Here is a 17800-nt window from a genome sequence, read left to right on the forward strand (position 1 = left end):
ATTCGGGAAATTATGAAAATGAAACGCTATCAACTTCTTCAAGAAAAACGAGAGAATATTATAAAAATTGCTCGAAAACATGGAGCATTTAATATTCTAATATTTGGATCAGTTGCCAGAGGAGAAGACGGTAATGACAGTGATATTGACTTTTTAGTAGAAATGGAACAAGGGCGCAACTTATTAGATAGAATTGGTTTAATTCAAGACTTAGAAGATTATTTAGGCTGTAAGGTTGATGTGGCTACTATTAACAGTTTACGAGATTGTTTTCGGGAAAGAATCATGAAAGAGGTGATTCCTTTATGAATGATGACTTAATTTATTTAGGTGATATTTTAGACAGAATTGAACGAATCGAATCTTATACACAGGAGGGAAAAGACAGATTCTATCAATCTTTATTAATTCAAGATGCTGTGATTCGCTGTTTTGAAGTCATTGGAGAAGCTGTTAAACAACTCTCTCCTGAGATTAGAAAAAAATATCCTGAAATTACTTGGCGTAAAATTGCAGGGTTTCGAGATATTTTAATCCATAGCTACACGGGAATCAATGTAGATGAAGTTTGGGGAGTTGTTAAAGATAATTTACCTAAATTAAAACAACAAATTCAGCAAATTATTGCTAATGAAAATAATTAAAATCAGTTGACAACATGGAGGTAATATCTAAGCGATTAGGCATTTTTTGGGTCAAGCATCAAACCCATTCAGCCACTATCCTTAAAAAGATAGCGTGGTGAGGATGTCAAAGAATGATCAAAAATAGCAGCGGTTGCCCCCTAGTTCTATAATCAGATCACGGCTAATTTGATTGGCTATCGATCCTATTCATGTCTATCTCCCCACCCCGTTCAGGTTACACTTTACCGGTTTTTGCCTGTGCCAGTGCGATCGCATCTCTCCAGCATCTCCACGGCGAAAATGAGCTAAATTCCGTTACTTTTAATCTTTTAGAACCGCCAGAAGCCGTTACAATTGCCATCGAACAAGTTGCCCGACTCAACCCCGATGCTGCCCTAGCCATCACCCGCAGCGATCCGGGGGATAATTTAGATTTAACTAGAAATACCCCTATATGGGCGTTAGTAGAAAGAAAAACGGGTAATCAAGAGATAGAGATTCAAGGCGGCGAAGGAATCGGCCTACAGGTTGATAATAGCGGAAAATCAGCTATTTATAGTTATGCCCAGCGTCTGCTGCAAGAAAACCTCAGACCCCTCTTACTGCCCCAAGAAAGCATCAAAGTGACGATTATCCTGCCGGAAGGCAAAAAATTGGCCACAAGGACTTCTAACGCCGCTTTTGGCGTGGTAGAGGGATTATCTTTGTTGGGTACCACTGGCATTTCCCAACCCCTGAGCGCCCCCGGACAGTTGGAAATCTTTCGCGAGCAATTAAAAATTTTATCTCTTCGTTTTGATCGCTTGGTGTTTTGTATCGGGGAAAATGGCTTAGATTTAGCCCCTCAAATGGGTATTAATCCTGATATTTTGGTAAAAACAGCCAATTGGATCGGGCCGATGTTATTAGAGGCACAATTACAGGGAATCTCTGAAATTCTTTTGTTTGGTTATCACGGTAAATTAATTAAACTTGCCGGGGGAATCTTTCAGACTCACCATCATCTCGCCGATGGTCGTCGGGAAATTCTCACCGCCTACGCCGCTAAAATGGGTTTAGCTACCCCCCATCTCCAGCAAATTTTTGACAGTAGCACCAGCGAAAACGGTCTGGAATATCTGCGTCAATTAGACCGGCAAACGGGAGATAATTGGGTGGAACGCATCTATGGAGAAATGGCTAATACTATCGATCGCCGTTGCCAAGAATACGTTTATAACCACAGTAACGGTCATCTTGGGGTCGGTTGTATTTTATTCGATCGCTCTCGTTCTTTGATCAGCAAAAGCGAAAATGGCCTTAAATTTTTGCAAAATCTACAAGTTACCCCCCAGTGACCGTGCTATGATCGTGGGAATATTTAGTCTTAAAAAATGAAACTAATAAGGCTAGACTATTGTAGCTTATTTTCAGAACAATAGCCGATTTAGTTTACAAATCTTTAACCTTTTCCTGCCAGTTTCTTTTTTTGATCGCAGTGACAACTCAAACCCCCCTTCCCACCCCCCAAGAGACTTTGCCCTCAGAGTCCTTCACTAATAGCCTTAATCGTCAAATAATCATCATTCTTGACTTTGGCTCCCAGTATTCTGAATTAATCGCCCGCAGAATCCGGGAAACGAACGTTTACTCCGAAGTTCTCTCCTATCGTACCAGTGCCGAACAATTGGCCCAAATCAACCCGAAAGGAATAATTCTTTCGGGCGGTCCCAATTCCGTCTATGATCCTGGAGCGCCCCACTGTGATCCCGAAATTTGGAATTTAGGTGTACCCGTCCTCGGAGTTTGCTACGGGATGCAGTTGATGGTACAGCAGTTAGGGGGCAGGGTAGAACGGGCAAAACGGGCCGAATACGGCAAAGCATCCCTATTTATCAACGATCCTACCGATTTATTAACCAATGTCGAGGACGGTTCCACCGCTTGGATGAGTCACGGGGATTCCTGCGTGGAATTGCCTGCGGGTTTTGAAATTCTCGCTCATACCGATAATACCGATTGTGCGGCCATTGCCGATCACCAGAAAAAACTCTTTGGAGTGCAGTTTCACCCGGAAGTTGTCCATTCTGTGGGAGGAATCGCCTTAATTCGCAATTTCGTCTATCATATCTGCAAATGCGAACCCACTTGGACCACGGAAGCTTTTGTCGAGGAATCGATCCGAGAAATTAGGGCAAAAGTGGGCGATAAGCGAGTTTTATTGGCTTTATCCGGCGGTGTGGACTCCTCTACCTTAGCATTCCTGTTGCATCGAGCGATCGGTGATCAACTAACCTGTATGTTTATCGATCAGGGATTCATGCGTAAGGGTGAACCAGAACGATTAATGCAGATATTTAACGAGCAATTCCATATCGGAGTCCAGTATGTCAACGCTAGAAAACGATTTTTAGCGCAAGTTGCCGGTGTCACCGATCCCGAAGAAAAGCGCCGTCGTATCGGCCATGAATTTATTCAGGTGTTTGAAGAAGAATCAAATCGTTTGGGACCCTTTGATTATCTGGCCCAAGGAACTTTATATCCCGATGTGATTGAGTCGGCCGATAGTAATGTGGATCCCAAAACCGGGGAAAGAGTCGCGGTTAAAATTAAAAGTCATCATAACGTTGGTGGACTGCCGAAAAATCTCCGGTTTAAATTAGTCGAACCCCTGCGAAAATTATTTAAGGATGAGGTGAGAAAATTAGGTCGATCGATCGGTCTTCCGGAAGAAATTGTTCGTCGTCAACCTTTCCCCGGCCCTGGTTTAGCAATTCGCATTTTAGGGGAAGTCACCGCAGATAAATTAAATATTTTGCGCGATGCAGATTGGGTAGTGCGCGACGAGATTAATAAGCAGGGAATGTATCACGATTTCTGGCAAGCTTTCGCGGTTTTATTGCCTGTCCGCAGTGTGGGAGTAATGGGAGATCAACGCACCTACGCTTATCCTATTGTCCTACGTTTAGTCAGCAGTGAAGACGGAATGACTGCCGATTGGTCGCGGGTTCCCTATGATTTATTGGAGACAATTTCTAATCGCATTGTCAATGAAGTTAAGGGAGTTAACCGCGTGGTTTATGATATTACTTCTAAGCCGCCCGGAACTATAGAATGGGAGTAGTATTTAATTATTGATTGATTGTTATTCCCGTCCAAATACTGGGGCGGGATTTTTTATAAGCTATTACTATTGAAGTAAAGATAATTGAACAAATGATCCAAAAATTGATGAAAAAGAATTGCTCAAATAATTGCTTAATAATATAGCACAATTGCCTTTATTTACCAGACTGTTAATAAAACGTAAAGCCTTAATTTTATCAGAAATACAGTATAATAAAAGGCAGACAATAGAGAGCTAATCATCAAAGTGAAACATAGACCAATTGCGATCGATTTATTTGCCGGCTGCGGTGGGATGTCCCTTGGTCTAGAAGCGGCGGGATTTGATATTGCTGTAGCGGTGGAGTTTGATGCAGTCCATTCCTTGGTTCATCATTTTAACTTTCCCTATTGTCAAACTATTTGCCGGGATATAGCCAAAGTAACAAGTAGAGAAATATGGGAATTATTAAAACTAAAAGGCTATGCCACCGATGTTAGTTTAATTGCTGGTGGTCCCCCCTGCCAAGGTTTTTCACTGATTGGTAAACGACAAATAGATGATCCTAGAAATTCTCTAGTATTTGAATATCTGCGAATTGTAGGGGAAATTAAACCCAAGTATTTTATTTTTGAAAATGTCCCCGGCATGGCTACGGGTAAACATAAACAATTTTTAGAGGAGTTAATTTCTGAATTTGAAGCTATTGGCTATACAATCAATCAGCCAATTAAAATCCTCGATGCCAGTGAATACGGCGCACCACAAAAGCGCAGAAGATTAATCTTAATTGGTAGTCGAAAAGACGTGACGATGGCTAAATATCCTTTGACAAAGACCGTCGATTTAAACTCAGCCAAAAAATCAGCTTTTACCAGCGTCTATGATGCGATTTCAGATTTAGAATTAATACCGGCTTTTATCGATACTGATTTAGGCATACTCGCATCAAAATTAGATTATAGTGGTAAGAGAAAAAAATATTCAGTGCAGCCAAAAGATATTTTTAAACTTTGCCATCAAAGAACAGTAGATACAAAAATCTATGGACATATAGGCTCAGTTCATACCCAAAGATCAATTGATAGATTTATCGTAACCGAACCGGGTACAGTGGAACCAAAAAGTCGCTTTTTCAAGCTTTCTCCTACTGGTTTATGTAACACTCTCCGGGCCGGAACTAATAGTGACAAAGGGGCCTATACTGCTCCTAGACCCATTCACTATTCTATTCCTCGTTGTATTACTGTACGAGAAGCCGCCAGATTACATACATTCCCCGATTGGTTTCAGTTTCACCGCACAATATGGCATGGTTTTCGTGAGATTGGTAACGCAGTTATTCCGCTATTATCGAAAGAACTTGGCTCTTCTGTGATGGTAGCAATGAATATTAATCCAGCCAATTTCAACCGAGTTATTTTAGAAAAAATGCCCGAAGACTTATTGCTATATAATGTGTCTCAGGCATCAAACTATTGGGGAATACCTGACGATGTTATCCCTAAAAGAAAACGTCTCATTTGAGGTTATAATGGAAGCGAGATACGACCAAATCATCGCCCATATTTTTCACAATAACTACACGAAAGGCTCAAGACGAGTAGGTTTCAATAGAAATGAACTTGTCTCAGCAAGTAACGCTCTCGGATTTGATAGAATTAAAAATCTTGGAGATATACCATATTCGTTTAGATTCAGTCGGAGTGGATAATTATTGGTTCAGGCGTTGGACTATACGAGTTTAGGTTGGCATCTCCTGCCAAAATAATTCCGACAAATAATAGACAAAAAATAAAAATACCAGATACAACCCCAGAGATTGTCAAGAAATATGCGCCTGGAACAGATGAACAGGCTTTATTGACAAAGGTACGATACAACAGATTGATAGATATTTTTTCAGGTTTAACTTGTTATTCAATACAAAATCATTTAAGAACAACGGTGGAAAATATTGGACAAATTGAAATAGATGAGATTTATGTTGGCGTAAGTAAAAAGGGGGCGCACTATGTAATTCCTTGTCAGGCAAAATCGCCTGGAGATAAATTTGGAATTGTACAGGTAATGCAGGATATTGAGTTCTGTAAACAAAGATACCCTCATGCTTTATGCAAACCAATAGCACTGCAATTTCTGTCTGAAATCGATCTGGCAATACTTGAGCTTGTTGTAGAAGATGATGATAATGTTTTTCGTCTCTCAGTTGTTGATGAAAAGCATTACCAGCTTACAAACAAAGATGGAATTTCTGACCTAGAAATCACTTCTTATTGTCAGCAAGAGTGAATCTACAGCGTTTATCGAAGTAAATATATTACTTTTTCTTATTCGGGAACCGTCCACCAATCGTAATCATAGCAACGATTTCCATATCTGGGGATTTTTACCAGTCAAGAACCTGATTAGCTGTGCAGTTTTTCGCTTTTTCCCACTGCACCGCTTTAGTTGGTTTTCTGACTTCTGTTTCCCCGCAACCTCAAATACCAGGATAAATGTAAAGATTTATTAAAATATAGTCTAGGATACAACGTTTGTGGCGGGGTGGTGTGTATCCTTTTATATTGGGAAATGTGGTAGAGCGTCCCAACCCTGATCGCAAAAACCGCCACAAACGACTCCCAACTGTATCTGTCCCTTTTAGAGCACCAAATAATCGTGGAGACTTGCTATGACTGCAACACCTGCTCAAAACACACAATCTTCGTCAGCCACTTGCTTGAAAAAACCAGATTTTCGTAGGGAAACTCGCTTAGGATTAGTACTTTATGGTGGGGTTTCTCTAGCAGTTTACATGAATGGTGTTTGTCGAGAATTTTATAACGCAACAAGGGGTCGGGGGATTTATAAATTAATTAAAGCACTGACAGATTCAGATATTGTTGTTGATATTGTATCGGGAACTTCAGCGGGAGGAATTAATGGAGTTCTCTTGAGCTATGCAGTTGCTAATAGCTACGAAAAAATTGTAGTTGACTTTAAAGAATTTGGAGATATTTGGCGAGAAAGTGGGGATATAAATAAATTACTGCGTCCGATCAAAAAAGAAAATAATCAGACCAATGTCAACTCTCTTTTAAACGGCGAGGGATACTATCAGGAAGAACTTTTTAAAGCTTTTGAAAAAGCTGGAAATAACCAACAATCTGCTCCTGATGGAGAATGGTATTCAGAGTTTAACGAATTAGATTTGTTTATCACTGGCACTGATGTTTTAGGAAGAATCTATAAAACCTTTGACAACACTGGAAAAGTCATCGAAATCAAAGATAATCGTTGCGTTTTTCATCTTAAATATCGAGAAGATCAAGATTTTGGAGATCCTTTTTCTACGACAGATAAAGATACTCAACAAGCCTTAGCTAAACTCTGTCGAATCACCTCTTGTTTTCCCCTGGCTTTTCCCGTAGTACCTGTCGAAATCAAGTCTGATAATAAGGTAGATAACCAACTACAAGAATGGGGAAAGCTTTTGAGAAATCGCATCCTTCCGCAAGAACCTCCAAAAGAGGGATATAAAATCTATTTTGTTGATGGGGGAGTTCTAGATAATCGTCCTTTTAGTTATACCACTGAAGCCATTTATTATCGTACAGCAGATCGTCCTGTCAATCGTCAATTATTTTATCTCGATCCCAATCCGGAAAGCTTTGTTGACAGTACCAAATTTAAAGAAATGGAGCAACCTACTGTTTGGGAAGTCATCACGGGTTCTCTAATCGGTTTACCCAGCTATGAAAGTATTGGCAAAGATCTTCAACAAATCAAAGGTATTAACGACAAAATTCGTCGCTATAATTTGTTATTAAAAAGTGTTGATGAAGAAGTATCTGAACAAACAACAGAAGCCAAAAATCGTTATTGGAGGTGTCGTTTAGTCAGTTTAAGAGATAGTGTTCTCTCCGTAATTTTTGACAATCAATATTTTGTTGGAAAAGAACAAGAACAGGAAGAACTATTAGAAAAAAGTGCCAGTTTATTGACCCAATTTATTAATAATTCTGAGGAAATTAAAAAGCGAGAGGAAACTTTAAACTCCCTAGCTCAAGATGTTGAAAATCTAGATATTCAATATGCTATTAGAAAACATAACTTTCTCTTGTCCCAAATTTACTCTCTGATATCTGATGCTATTACTAAAGATACAGATGATATTACCAAATATACAGAGTTGAAAAATTTAGCCAATAAAATCACTTGGCTGCTAGAGTTGCTCAAAGTCATTGATCAGGTTATCAAAGAAGTGATAAAATCCGAACCTGTTCGCCAAAAATTTTATCAACTCATTACAGAAGATGAAGAGGACAATAATCAACAATCTGTAAATTTGAAGCGCAAAAAAATATATGATTATCTATTGACGTTGTTGCGTCTTATCTTAGATAGTCAAGATTTAGCCGATGTCACCGTAGAAAATCTCAAAGAGCTAAATTTTGACAAAATCCATTCTATCGGGGACAATTTACGGAAGAAGGTTAAAGATGTAGCTCTAGATCAAGATTGGGAAGCATTAACTATAACCAAAGGTGAAACAATATTAGAAAAAATAGAACAAGCTTCGGCGAAGTTGTTAACTGAACAATCGGAGAATGTAGAACCAGCAATTGGCAAATTTGAGAAATTTCAGCTAATTGATCAAGTAATATATCCCTATCAATATTTGTCCGATGTCCAAAACAACAGTCCAATTAAACTTGTTCGTATTTCTCCCAATGATGCTGATAAAGGATTTGGCAAAGATAAGGGACTTGAAGAAAAATTAGCTGGAGATCAATTTCGTGCTTTTGGAGGCTTTTTTAAGAAATCTTGGCGTTCTAATGATATACTTTGGGGACGGTTAGATGGAGTCAACCGTATTGTTGATGGGTTATTAACTTCAGAATCCTTAAAAGCCTTCTCTGGAGTTGTAAGTCGCCAAATTAAACTAGAACAATTCTCAGGAACTCAGGAAGAGAAAATTCAAGAATACGTCAAGCGACTTGTTGATGAATCTTTTCCCACAGAAACACAAACAGAAAAAAATGAGCTAATTCAAGACTTAATTAAATTTGCTCAACCTAATACAACCCTTGCAAAAGAAGAATTAGAAGAATTCTTAAATAAGCTTGTCAGTTTAGGACATAGTGCTATTCTTAAGGAAAATTTAGGGAATGTATTCAAAGACGCAATTTCTGAACAATTGGAATGGAATCAACAAAAAATTGACTCAACTCCTGAGCCAAACTACAAATATGTTGGTGGCTATTTTGACAAAGCAGTAACTCCCTTAGCTGCTGCAGAACTTGCTCAACGTTTCCTGGAAGATTTAAAAGGGAAAGAAAAAGAATACTTCCTGGGTGAATATGGAGTTGGTTCAGAAACAATAGTGAAAGATATACCTTCTAATATTCTCAAAAGTTTAGGCACTCGGTCAGCGATAATTTTGAGTGATATCATAGAATCTAGTAAGACTGGTAAACGACTGCTTAGACTTCAATCTTATCAGCTTCTCAAACAAATTCTGAATATATACTATTTCCTGTCCCAAAGAAGTAGTCCAAGCAGCTATAAAACACAAGCCTCTCCCCTCATCTCTGCTTTGAAATCATTGCTTCTTTTTATTATTGGATTTGGAGTAATAGCCTATCTACTAAATGTATTACCAAGATGGGCTGTGTTGACCATTGCAACCTTAGCATTACTCTGGATAATAAAAAGCTTATTGGGACTATTATTCGGGAAGACCTCTAAATAACCGCTGGCAGCTGTGCCAAGGAAAAATCAAAGTCCTGTAGGAGTTGCCATGGGGGAGAGAATCTGGTTATTAAAAAGTGATTATCTATTCCCTCTTTTGCATGAGTGCCTGTTGCATGAGCGCCTCTCCTCACTTACTATCTTACTATCATTTTTATTATTCAGGAACCGTCCACCAAGCAAGAGCAAAAGCTTGTTCTTTCTCGTTAACTTGTTGACGATATTGAACCCGAATTTTATAGTTTCCAGAGATGGGTACAGGACAAAACATATGCTCTAAACTATCACTATCACTCAGGGAAGCACAGGTGTATTTAGCATTATTATCCTCTTGGGCAGGTAAAAGATAAACATCTAAATTATTCAGGCCGCGATCCCGGAAACTTTCATCGAGATCATAGAGATTATTGCGATTAGTATCGATTAGTTCTACCAAACGATCCCAAGCCAAAGTTATCGAAACAAAACTATTAGCTTTTAAGGGCTTCTCTAGGGCATAATCTTGATAACTATTAGCGGTAACTGTAGCGTAATCCCAACCAATAGGAGGAATAGATTCTGCGGCAGACCATTGACCATTACTAAACTGTTGGTAGGCGCGAAAAGTGTTAAGATGTCCCGTCCCCATCTGCATATCTAAAGGAATTTTCGGGTCTTTATAAGCATCGGACTCTAACCAAGTTTTTTGGTCCTTAGTTAAGACTGTCCGTCTCATACCTAACCGTAACCCATCCCCCGTATCTTTAATTTTATCGGCAGCATTAAGCATCACTGCTTTCATCACTTGATGATGACGAGAATCGAGACTCCAATGGGGATTTTTTTGATTAATTTGTTGATCGCCGTATTCTTGTAAAAGCGCCACGGATGCTGTAATATGAGGAGCGGCGAAACTGGTGCCACTAACAGTATTTAATTTACCTTTGAGATCATAAAGCTCTATTTTATTGCCGGGGGCAACTAAATTAATTGACCGTCGCAAACCATCATTAATTTCCCGTTTAATTACACTGCGGCCAATACCCACCGGTAAAGCACTAATATTAGCAAAATCAACTTTAGTAAATTTTCCTTCTCTTTTCGCTGTATAAGCGGTAGTAATGCCGTTAAAATGATCGGTGGGAATGGGAATTCCTCCCTTACCTTGATTACCAGCAATTACATAAAGAACATCATCAACTCGCGATGACCAATCAACACATTGAGTTAATAAAGCTTGACCATCTAATTTTGGTTCCTGTCGCTGATCTCTTTGCAAAGATTCCCCAAAACTAAAGTTAATCGCCCGCACATCACCGCTATTTTGTCGGGCAATATTTTGACTAGCAAGACATTCTTCCGGTTGTCCGCCGCGTCGCAAAGAACCCACCGCCCCCGAATATAATCTCGCTTTTGGGGCCACTCCGGGGATTTTTTTATCATCACTGACCATCACCGTTGCCACCATAGCGGCGTGATTATCTAGATAGGTGTTGGGTTTGGCAATTTGATCGCGAAAAAAAACACCGGCTAATTTATAGGGAGGTCGCCAAGCTGCCACTTTATCATAACCGAACTGAGCCGGTCGGCCGATTTCCACTTGACCGATGGCAATTTTTCGCCCTAATAAATTATAGGGTTCCGCCCGCAGGCGATCGGCATAAATTCCCTGTTCACCGATGGAATTAGAAAGAACTAGGGAAGGAAGGAGAATTATCGTTACTACTAACCCGACGACAAACCAAAACCCTCTTTTCATCATCAGCAATCCTGCGGCAGTAAGGTGATATCGATCCATTCTAAGACAGAAATCTCAGAAAATACCTAAATCTCTTTTTTTTGCTAGGTGGGATGGTAATAAAAAGCCACTGCCAAGATTAAATAGGTGGCTAGTAATAAGGTTCCATCTAACCAATTGGAACGACCGGTAAAGCTGATTAAATTAGTGACAATCACCGCTACAATTAAAGCGACAACGTTAAAGGGATTAAAATTTAAATCCATCGGTTGCTGCCAAAATTGACCGATAAAAACTAATAAAGGTGCCACGAATAAAGCCACCAATAAACTATCACCCATCGCCACGGAAACCGTTAAATCCATCTGATTTTTTAGGGCTAATTGAGTGACGGTAACTATTCCAGAAACATCGCTAATTAAAGGAATGAAAATCACCCCGATAAAGAGAGGAGTGAGATTAAATCCTTCCATCACCGATTCCACTACATTAACAAATAAATCCGACTCATAAGCTACAGCTACAGTGGAAGTAAGCAGCACAAGTAACCAAATCCAGACTTGAGCTTTTTCTTCCTCACTAACCTGATTGTCGGGGGTATTTTCGTTACTTAATCCCACTTCGTAGAGATAGCTATGGGTTTTGAGGGAAAATAATAAAGTTAACCCGTAAACTATTAATAAAACCGTAGCGGTGACTAGGGAAAGACTGAGAATATCGGCAACTTCCACCACCTTAGAAGTATATATTACCAAAGTTGGTAAAGCGATCGCTATTACTGCTAAAGTCATGGAAGAACCATTTACCCGCGCTAAAATCGGTTTAAATTCTTGCTCTTTGTAGCGAATTCCTCCCGTGAGCATTCCCATGCCCATAAATAATAATAAATCACTGAGAATACTGCCGGTAATACTGGCTTGTACGATGTCCACCAAGCCTTTTTTTAGGGCAATTAAGGCAATAACTAAAGTGGTAGTATTGCCGAAGATAGCATTAACTAATCCTCCCAAAGTTGGCCCGGTGACTACGGCAACTCTTTCCACAGCCGTACTTAACCAAATTGACAGGGGAATGATCGATAAAGCGGCAGTGATAAAAATAGCTTGATCTCCCCAATTAAGACGACCAGCGATCACCGATAGAGGAATAAATAATAGGAAAGCAAAGGAGACAATTTTTCTTAAATTCATGGGTTATTAATGGCGATTTCTCCCACCATTCCCGCCTCGGCATGACCTGGAATAGTACAGATTAATTTATACTTACCGGTTTTGAGAGGAACTATCACCCATTCTGCCTGTGCATTAGGTTTTAATTCTAGTTCGTGAATCGCCCCTTTAATCTCCACTTTTCCCGCTTCAACTTTCTGGGTCCAACTAGCATCGGCGAAGTCTTTAGCGGTAAAATAATGTTTAGTGGGACTGGGATTATCGAGAATTAATTTGTATTTTTGTCCGGCAATAAAGTCTAATTGACTAGGAAAGAATTTTAATTCTCCTTGCCCGGAGCCTAGACTAATTTTAACTTCTAGAGGGGCGGAGCCGGCGAAGGCCGGAAAAGTCACTAACCAACAACTAATTAAAACTATTACTACTGCCACAAATTTTTGATAGATATACTTGGCAGCGAAGTAGGGATTAGAATTCATTTTGCTCCTCCAGCTTATAATAGAGAAAATCTGGCGGCTTTTAAGTAGCTAGACACAATCAATTACACATATCTAACTACTTCTTGCCTTTTGCCTATCCTAACCAAGAAATTAATTTTGCACGACTACTTAGGATAACTTTACAACAAGTGGTGATTCTGACCGGCTCTCTTCCCTTCTATCCCTTAAAAGTCCCTTGGCCATGGTTAAAACCTCGGGACTTCTAGCCACTGTCATTTAAATCGACAAAACTAATCTAAGCTATCGGGAGAATGGGGATAAAGTTGTTCTGCTTCCGGACAATCTTCCGAGACATTAATATCAGGATTCGTCCGCGACACCGAGGCCAGTTTTCTGCTCACCGCACCAATACTTTCTAAACGCACCATTTCTTCCCAAGAAGAAATTTCGTCTTCTTCTTCTGTTTCGTAGCGAATGGTGACGAGATCGCTTTCTAGATCGACAATACGAGCATTATCAATCCATCTTTGCTGATCGCGCAAGAAAATGCAGACTTCCTGACCATCCATACAGAATTGATAAATCTTGCGGTGTAACATAAATTGCTCCTAAACAGCTTCTTTTGTTGAATTCAACTAACGGGAAGTGACAAAATGCCAATCTCAGCAATAGCTCAAAAATTCCCGTGGATAACACAAAAGGGAGAAAAATTCCGCTAGTAGTGGCAAGAATGGGTAAGAAAAGTCAGGTTTCCGGTTTGGGGCTACGTTCTTCAAAGACATCGATTCGATTAATAGACGGCCTCGGCGATCACTAAAAAATCGCCCTTATAGAGTCATTGTTACATAAATTTTCACCTGATAACAGCATCTGTGGATGGAATGGGGAGATGGGGAGATGGGGAGATGGGGGAATTTCAACTAAAACCCTAAAACTCCAACACCTAACACCGATGCTGATTTAAAATAGCCATCATCTTTTGGGCCACCGCTGCTGTTTGTTCGAGCATGGCAAAATGACCACAACCGGATAACTCAATCACGTTGCCGCCAGTTTCAAACAAGGGATGAAAACTCGCCAGATGGTTAACGTACTTAACTTCCATAATCGTATCCTCTTTCCCCGCCAGAAAATAGACCGGCTGCGCGAGACGGGAGACAATCTGTGGTAAGAGATGAACTTCGCTGATAGTGGTGGTTTCCAAAAGTGACCCTAGGGCCGCTTGGTAATCGGCCCGGACAAAATCAATCACTCGCTGTTTGCCCCATTTTTTACTTAGGGGTTGCTTGACCATCATCCGCGAGAATAAAACATCAATCAAGGGAACACCGGGCAACCAAGGCGGTCTTCTCTGTAAAATCTGTCTTCCGGCTTCCCGAAATCGCTCAAATTCCTCCTTTAGATAGATGCCACCGCCGGCATTCATACAGATTACCCCTTTAATGCGTTCAGGACAGATATCCGCGGCCCACAAAGCAACACTACCACCGAGGGAATGACCAACTAACCAAGCAGCATCGAGGTTTAAGCGGTTAAGAAGGGTAATAACGTCTTGGGAGTAGGATTCAAGGTTATAACTGCTAGGAGGACTGTTAGAGGTGATGTTTTGGGAGTCGCCAAAGCCCCGGAGATCATAAACTAGACAGGGATAATCTGGGGAGAGAATATCTACCAAAGGCTGCCAGTAGTGACGACTCAGCAGCCAACCGTGTATAAAGACTAGAACCGGTTTATCCCCTCGGGGCGAAAATAACTCGTAACTGTGGGATACTCCCGATATGTCGATGGTAGGCATATAATCAATCTCAACCTAAGTTAAACCGTTGATAGGGGTTACTAGGGAAACTTCTAGAGAAAAATAGGTGTATTTAGCCTTGTTTACAGAGCAGAATCAGGGAAGCTTGGGATATTCCCCTGATAGCTGATGACTAACCGCTATAGACAATTTCAAAAGCTTCTACTTAAAGTATAAAACACTGGAGATACCTCTCTAAAATAGGATAAAAACCCTAGACCAGGATTCATCTATGAAATGCGATCGCTTTTTGACTCTTTCCCTAGTGTTAAGTCTGGGATTAGTTTTTCCCCCTTCTTTACCCGCTCAAAATCCCCCCGCTACCACCTTTCAACCGGGTCCTTGGCAACCTGTTGCTAGGGTGAATATGAGTCGTCCCGTGCAGATCAAAATTATCAATCAAACCGATATTGACCTCAATTATGACCTATCGGCCAATATTAATTCCTCTCCCCAATTATTATCTCCAGGTGCGGAGACAACCCTAAGAGGTTTGGTAATTCCAGCATATATTCTGATTAATCGGGCTAATGCCGCCGCGGATCGCTATTCTTCTAGTTTAATCTATGCCGTAGAGGTCAATGATGATAATTTAGTCACGATTACTGTCACCAAAGTTCCGGGGAGTACCCCCGGTTATACCACCTTTAACATCAATCAACAGGGTGCTATTTATATTTACTAGCTCTAGCTTAGGGCGATCAGGCCACAATTATATTATCGCGATCGAGATTTATTCGAGATCGATCGACAATTGTAACGTTTTAGTCAATTAACGGTAATTTCCGCCCCACGGAGGTTAAATTAATAGGAGTATAACTCGTAAATTAGCCTACAAAAGGTTAAAAAATCTCCTACAAACCTGGCGAGGACAAGCATGAATACAATCACTAATTTTTTAGCTAGTGCTATTGTCGGTGGTTGGATTATGACTATGGCAGTTTTTGCTATCCAAAATATCCAACCAGTTTCTTTAAAGTTTCTACAATTTGAGTCAATTAAGGTACCCATCGGCATTTTATTGGCTTTTTCTTTGGGAATAGGATTTTTTATCGCCGCAATTATTCCCGCTTTTTTCAGAAAGTCGAAAAAATCTCCTCGCAGTCGCTTTTCTTCCCCAGAATCGGGGTTAGACGAGTTTGATTTTTAAATAGGACTGTCTGAATAATAGCAAATCCGTTTTTAATAGTCTGGTTAACTCCCAAGCGAACTTTAAAAACCCACTTCCCACTTCCCACAGCCTAGGGTTATAAAGGGAAGATTTGAGCGAAATTTTCAGAAATAGTTTTAGCTTTCAATTCACTGACGAAATTTTTACGAGGAGCTGCCGTCGCTCCGAATACAGTAACTATTTGGTAATCTCCTAAATCAGCAATCCACACAGGAGAAGGTTTAGCTCCACCACTGACTTTACCACAGAGATTACCATCATATTCTCTTTGACCATTTTTACTGGTAATTTTCAAAGTATCACTGTGAAGAATCGCTAAAGCATGGGGTTTACCTCTTTGTTCATTTCCTGCACAGACAAAAATTTGACAGTTACTATCGGCTGCATCAATCCATTGATTTTGTGAAACTTGATCTACTGTTCTGAGATTATTAGTATTGATATTGGTTTCACTAATGTTATCCAAAATACCATAAAAATCTCGCAATCTTTGCTGAAATTGTTGTTTAAAACCCTGCAGATCATTGGGAATTGCCCAAAAATCTTCTTCACTGTCAATATACAATGTCGAACCACGAAACCAGGGGGCGTGTTCACGACTTTTGCGAGAATAACTAGGTCGTCTTGCACCTTGACCAATACCACCCATATCAGCTAAAAACCAAGTCAAATGTTTAGCTAATTTTTTGACAGCTTCTTCTTTATCTTTTGGGGTTTCAGAAGATAAAGATAAAACTAAAGTTCCCTGTTGTTCACCACAGGGATCATTTTTACCCTGAGCATTGGTTCGAGGTTCTTTTTGGCTAACTTTACCATCAAGAATATTCACTTGTAGATAACCGTATTTTTTAGGATTAATACCGCCAAATAATTCAGATTCAATGTTTTGAACTTCGTTAATAGGTAAAACTCCAGATGCCAAAACACGAAACCAGTATCGCAGCATCGATTTAAAGGCTGTCGGACGAACTTCTGCGACGGGTGCGCTCCGCATTTGCCATTCATTGCGTCGCTCATTCCATTGCCATTGGGTGAATCGTTGATAACCATGAATTAATTGACCTTCTAGCTCGAAATCCAAGCGATAAAACCCCGAATCATGGCTATTTTTATTTTTATTATTATCAGAATGACTCTTATCATTAATTTGTTTTAATTCACCGTAACCACTATTTACTTGTGAACCTATGCCAAGCTGTAAACCTTTTTTAAGCCATTGTTTTACCTGTTCCAGTATCTTTTCATCCCCACAGTTACTAGCTAAACGTAAACCAATTAAAAAAGTGGGTTCTTTGAGAGATAAAAAAGGATTAGGGTTAGGAGAATATTGCGTAGAATCATCTTTCCATGACCAAATATTATTAGCGATGTCCATTTCTAATCCACCATTTTTAGTCGGTAAAGGATAGGCATCAAAAAAGATAACTTTACCCGTTTTATTTTTTTTCTCTTTGGCGTTTATATCACCAAAATAGAGAGTGGTTTTTTCCGCAGCTTCTTTCCATTCCAGATTATTTTCCGCCATGATTTCTCGGATGGCTTGGTTTCTGGCAACACCGCGCAAGGTACTAGATGGAATATAGGGCATTCCGAGGGCATCAAAAGCAGGTAAAAGAATACTTTCCGGTCCACGATGACCACTGACACGAATACGCCAAGTGGATTTGACTTGAAAAGTGATTCCGTCTTTCGCTAACAGTTGGGTACGTTGATTGAGTTGCTCAAGACGCTGAGTATAGTTAGCATTTTCTTGGGCTGTTTGCAGAATTTGGGTTTTAGTCGCATCTTTGTGTGGATAGTCGGCAGCACGCATCCAACGGAGATATTCGACAAAACTGGCTGATTGGTCGGGTTGAGGTTCGTTTTCGGGGTCTAACCACGGTGAGGGTGGAGGAGGATTGTTATTGCCGCCACCACCGTTATTATTGCCGCCGCCACCCCTAGGAGGCTGTCTGGGGGGCTGGTTGTTATTTGTAGGTTTTATAGCTTGATTTTTTAGGGTGGGTTTTTGAGGGGGATTAGGACGTTGTAAGGGGCTATGGGACATAATAATTATAATTT

The 17800-nt window shown here is 40.1% G+C and carries 15 protein-coding genes; 9 read left to right on the forward strand and 6 right to left on the reverse strand.

All coding sequences use genetic code 11. The features are described 5' to 3' along the window. The first annotated feature begins 18 nt into the window (after positions 1–18). The 7 genes from IM475_RS16895 to IM475_RS16925 all read left to right on the forward strand — a co-directional run bounded on the left by IM475_RS16895 (position 19) and on the right by IM475_RS16925 (position 9448). On the forward strand, positions 19–309 hold the full coding sequence (locus IM475_RS16895; RefSeq protein ID WP_043996335.1) for a nucleotidyltransferase family protein: 291 nt from the start codon (positions 19–21) through the stop codon (positions 307–309). Further along, positions 306–644 (forward strand): HepT-like ribonuclease domain-containing protein, encoded by a 339-nt coding sequence (locus tag IM475_RS16900; RefSeq protein ID WP_287728377.1) that lies wholly within the window; start codon positions 306–308, stop codon positions 642–644. Before IM475_RS16895 ends, IM475_RS16900 begins: the two co-directional genes overlap by 4 nt. Positions 645–835: 191 nt before the next feature. Beyond that, the gene (gene cbiD, locus IM475_RS16905; protein ID WP_287728379.1) at positions 836–1963 is read left to right on the forward strand and encodes a cobalt-precorrin-5B (C(1))-methyltransferase CbiD; all 1128 of its coding nucleotides are present in this window, start codon (positions 836–838) and stop codon (positions 1961–1963) included. A 140-nt stretch (positions 1964–2103) separates the two neighbouring features. Further along, positions 2104–3729 carry a glutamine-hydrolyzing GMP synthase gene (gene guaA / locus IM475_RS16910; protein WP_287728382.1) on the forward strand — a complete coding sequence of 542 codons (1626 nt, stop codon included), beginning with the start codon at positions 2104–2106 and terminating at the stop codon, positions 3727–3729. A 249-nt stretch (positions 3730–3978) separates the two neighbouring features. Next, positions 3979–5238 carry a DNA cytosine methyltransferase gene (locus tag IM475_RS16915; protein ID WP_287728384.1) on the forward strand — a complete coding sequence of 420 codons (1260 nt, stop codon included), beginning with the start codon at positions 3979–3981 and terminating at the stop codon, positions 5236–5238. A gap of 222 nt (positions 5239–5460) precedes the next feature. Then, a complete protein-coding gene (locus IM475_RS16920) occupies positions 5461–6003 on the forward strand; it encodes a hypothetical protein (protein WP_287728386.1) in 543 nt (180 codons plus the stop codon). A 382-nt stretch (positions 6004–6385) separates the two neighbouring features. Next, positions 6386–9448, forward strand: a complete 3063-nt coding sequence (locus tag IM475_RS16925; protein ID WP_287728387.1) for a patatin-like protein — start codon at positions 6386–6388, stop codon at positions 9446–9448. A gap of 156 nt (positions 9449–9604) precedes the next feature. Here the strand turns inward: IM475_RS16925 and IM475_RS16930 are convergent, their stop codons facing one another. From IM475_RS16930 to IM475_RS16950, 5 genes are all read right to left on the reverse strand, one after another. Further along, positions 9605–11224, reverse strand: coding sequence for a S8 family serine peptidase (locus IM475_RS16930; protein WP_287728388.1), 1620 nt, complete (start codon positions 11222–11224; stop codon positions 9605–9607). A gap of 44 nt (positions 11225–11268) precedes the next feature. Continuing rightward, positions 11269–12354 (reverse strand): calcium/proton exchanger, encoded by a 1086-nt coding sequence (gene cax / locus IM475_RS16935; RefSeq protein WP_287728389.1) that lies wholly within the window; start codon positions 12352–12354, stop codon positions 11269–11271. After that, positions 12351–12812, reverse strand: a complete 462-nt coding sequence (locus IM475_RS16940) for a cupredoxin domain-containing protein (protein WP_190719633.1) — start codon at positions 12810–12812, stop codon at positions 12351–12353. Before IM475_RS16940 ends, cax begins: the two co-directional genes overlap by 4 nt. A gap of 251 nt (positions 12813–13063) precedes the next feature. Next, positions 13064–13372: a DUF6679 family protein gene (locus IM475_RS16945; protein WP_002757875.1), complete on the reverse strand. Its 309-nt coding sequence runs from the start codon at positions 13370–13372 to the stop codon at positions 13064–13066. A 344-nt stretch (positions 13373–13716) separates the two neighbouring features. Beyond that, positions 13717–14568, reverse strand: coding sequence for an alpha/beta fold hydrolase (locus IM475_RS16950; RefSeq protein ID WP_287728390.1), 852 nt, complete (start codon positions 14566–14568; stop codon positions 13717–13719). A 232-nt stretch (positions 14569–14800) separates the two neighbouring features. Between IM475_RS16950 and IM475_RS16955 the strand changes: the two genes are divergently transcribed. Next, the gene (locus tag IM475_RS16955; RefSeq protein WP_287658078.1) at positions 14801–15253 is read left to right on the forward strand and encodes a hypothetical protein; all 453 of its coding nucleotides are present in this window, start codon (positions 14801–14803) and stop codon (positions 15251–15253) included. Positions 15254–15445: 192 nt separating this feature from the next. Beyond that, positions 15446–15718 (forward strand): lipopolysaccharide assembly protein LapA domain-containing protein, encoded by a 273-nt coding sequence (locus IM475_RS16960; RefSeq protein ID WP_287728392.1) that lies wholly within the window; start codon positions 15446–15448, stop codon positions 15716–15718. Between the two features lie 97 nt (positions 15719–15815). On the opposite strand, the gene cmr6 is transcribed toward IM475_RS16960, so the two are convergent. Then, a complete protein-coding gene (gene cmr6, locus IM475_RS16965; protein ID WP_287728394.1) occupies positions 15816–17786 on the reverse strand; it encodes a type III-B CRISPR module RAMP protein Cmr6 in 1971 nt (656 codons plus the stop codon). Positions 17787–17800: the final 14 nt, after the last annotated feature.

Origin of the sequence: Microcystis sp. M061S2 (assembly GCF_020245605.1) — a bacterium.
Classification (GTDB): Bacteria; Cyanobacteriota; Cyanobacteriia; order Cyanobacteriales; family Microcystaceae; genus Microcystis.